At 66.9% G+C, this 1451-nt stretch carries 1 protein-coding gene; it reads right to left on the reverse strand.

Annotated elements, in window-relative coordinates; all coding sequences use genetic code 11:
• Nucleotides 1-43: 43 nt before the first annotated feature.
• The gene (locus tag ACWCQ6_RS37275; RefSeq protein WP_451096943.1) at nucleotides 44-913 is read right to left on the reverse strand and encodes an ABC transporter transmembrane domain-containing protein; all 870 of its coding nucleotides are present in this window, start codon (nucleotides 911-913) and stop codon (nucleotides 44-46) included.
• Nucleotides 914-1451 lie beyond the last annotated feature (538 nt).

Raw genomic sequence — 1451 nt, forward strand, 5'->3', positions numbered from 1 at the left:
TTCGCGCAGTGCTTGCCCCGCCACCCGCTTCCATCGCTCTCTTCTACGTCCAGCCATAACGGAGCGTCACTCGGCACGAAAGCTGAGCCAGAACCGCTTCTCGTGAACAAAGCCAGTCCGCAGATGCTCCAGAGACGCCAGTGACACCTCCTCCGCGGTGAGATAGCGGAAGAGGCGAGGCCATCAGCGTCATCATCACGAAGGCCATCCGGCCCCAGACGGCAAGGTTCACGCCGATCTTGCGGATCCTATTGGCACGATCCGCGTATTCGGCCATCTCCTCGTCCGGACGGCCGAAGAGCTTGGAGAGCATCGCCCCCTGTACGTTGAACCGCTCCTGCAGCCGTCCGCCGAGGCCGGCGTTCTCGTCCATCTGCCGTTGGGTGCGCCGCTGTATCACCCGCCCCACGTGAACCCAGGGCACGATGAATATCGGAACCAGCGCCAGCGTGATGACGCCGACAAGCCACGACAGGTAGAACAGCTCGGCCAGCACCACCACGACCATGACCGCACTGGTGGCCGCCATCAGCAAGCCGCTGAACTGCTGCTGTGCCATGATCAGTTCGGTGTGCAGCCGGCCGACCAGCACCCCGGTCTGGGTGCGGGTGAAGAACGCGAGCGGCAGCCGCCGGACGTGGTCGAGCGCCTGAACCCGGAGGTCGTAGCTGACCACCTGCCCGATCCGTCCGGAGATGTAAGCGGACACCAGCGACAACCCCGCGCCCAGCACGGCAAGGCCGACGGCCCGGCAGGCCGTCAAGATCACGACCCCGCGATCGTTCTTGACGATGCCGTTGTCGACGAGCTCCCTCAGCAGCAAGGGAGTTGCGGCGACGATCAGCGCCTCCATCGTGGCGACTACGACGAAGAGCGCCACCATGCGGATGTGCGGGCGGAAGTAAGCGAGCACTCGGCGCACCGTCCCTGGGTGGATCGTGGTCCGCCAGGGATCGGGATCGTCATCGCTCTTCCTCACCCCCACCCTCTCGCCCCGGGGCTCGTCGGCTTGCCGCCGTGACGTGATCCCACTTTTGCCGACGGTGAGCCTCTTCGAGGTGGCCGCGTCAAGTGACGGTCTGCGAGCCGCCACGAGCGAGGCCCCGGGGCTGTTGATCGAGATGTCTGATGTCTCCATCATGCTGCCCGGGGGGCCTCGTTGGTCATCTGTCCTGCCGTGCTCGACCCTCTGCCGGGCGGCGCCCTCGCCGAGTGCGACCGGGTCGCAGTCTCACGCGCGGACTGCTCCCCCACGCGCCGCCGGCACGGGGTGCAGGTGCGGGCAGTCACCGGGCGGCCGGCTTTCACCTTCATGCCGGTCAGCCCGGAACAAGCCCTGGTCCTGATCCCGAGGGTCATGCAGCCCACCACCGAAGTGGTCGGCCCTCGACGCCCTTGGCGCGGAACGCCTCCATGTGCGGGGAGTTCTCGATGGCCTGCCGGGACTCGCC

This window comes from Streptomyces sp. NPDC001880 (genome assembly GCF_053594575.1).